The organism is Pseudomonas veronii (assembly GCF_001439695.1).
GTDB lineage: Bacteria > Pseudomonadota > Gammaproteobacteria > Pseudomonadales > Pseudomonadaceae > Aquipseudomonas > Aquipseudomonas veronii.
In genome coordinates this window covers 1-1,259 of the sequence record NZ_JYLL01000079.1, presented here as the reverse complement: position 1 = coordinate 1,259, position 1,259 = coordinate 1, and the positions used below count along the sequence as shown (strand labels likewise).

At 54.4% G+C, this 1,259-nt stretch carries 1 protein-coding gene and 2 pseudogenes; 2 read left to right on the top strand and 1 reads right to left on the bottom strand.

Annotated elements, in window-relative coordinates; all coding sequences use genetic code 11:
• Positions 1–101, top strand: a 101-nt coding sequence (locus TU80_RS32545) for a transposase domain-containing protein (protein ID WP_156422915.1), incomplete at its 5' end; no start/stop codon positions are given.
• Positions 102–125: 24 nt separating this feature from the next.
• Positions 126–599, top strand: a pseudogene (locus TU80_RS31035) (IS110 family RNA-guided transposase); the annotation flags it as partial.
• Positions 600–859: 260 nt separating this feature from the next.
• Here the strand turns inward: TU80_RS31035 and TU80_RS31030 are convergent.
• Positions 860–1,120, bottom strand: a pseudogene (locus TU80_RS31030) (transposase); the annotation flags it as partial.
• Between the last annotated feature and the right edge of the window lie 139 nt (positions 1,121–1,259).

The window sequence follows — 1,259 nt, the reverse complement described above, 5'->3', positions numbered from 1 at the left end:
TCGAACCCGCCGCTTGGCTCAAGGATACGCTGGAAAAACTACCCAGCTGGCCCAACAGCCGGATCGATGAGCTATTACCCCTCGCGCCTCAACCTGAGTAAAGGTGGGGCGGCTGGACGCTTACCTTCAACTACCTAGACGGCCAAATCAAGGATTTGGATAAGGAGCTGGCCCGCCAACTGGCTGACGATGATCTTGGCAGTCGTTTACTGAGCATTCCATGTGTCGGCCCGATCACCGCCAGCCTGTTGGCTGTGGAAATGGGCGATGGCAAGCAGTATGCGTGTAGTCGTGACTTCGCTGCATCTATTGGCTTGGTGCCAAGGCAATACAGCACCGGGGGTAAGGCCACTTTGCTGGGAATCAGCAAGCGCGGTGACAAAAATCTCAGGCGATTATTGGTTCAGTGTGCTCGAGTTTATCTTCAGCAATTGAAAATCCAGCATGGTGCGTTGGCAGATTGGGTTCGCTCGCTGCTGATACGACGGCACTCGAACGTGGTGGCCTGTGCCTTGGCCAACAAACTGGCTCGGATCGCTTGGGCGATCTCAGCGGGTCATGGAGTATTTAATGCAGGGCCAGATGCCGTGGCTATCTGACCCAGCTGTTGTTCTAGTGCCATGAACCACTTTCAGGTTTTGCGATAGCTGAACAATGGATGACGTGAACGGCCCACCGGCCTGGCGAAGAACCTGCTTTAAAAATCGGCTCTGCAAGAAGCCGTTAGCCTTTTCAGGATCGTCAGGCGCGACTCTCATCATGGCGCGGGTGACTCACCCAATAGACGCCGGATAGATTTAAGCAAGCCAAGCACTTCGCCCACTAATCAGCATTGCAAAAACGGGGGTGACCATAGATTTTTTAAAATGGATTTCTCCCGCTCAAGACGGGCAATCCGGGCTTCCAGCTCCTGAATTTTCTGCTGCTCGGGCGTCAGGGCTTTGCTCTGTGGAGTTACACCGTTGCGCTCCTGTTGAAGCTGGTTGACCCAGCGACGCAATGCAGACTCGACCACTCCGAGCGAGCGACAGGCTTCGATATGGCTGTAGCCTTGATCGAGCACGAGGCCTGCGGCCTCGCGTTTGAATTCAGCGGAAAAGGTACGGCGTTGTTTGGTCATCAGACACCTCTTTCTGGCGAGCATTCTCGCCTAAATGGGTGTCCGGTAATGAGATGGTCACCCCCACACCCTGCGAGGGCTACGCTTTCTAGGGTGTTTTATTTTGGAGGCCATTATCATGAGCGAATTGGCACTGGTC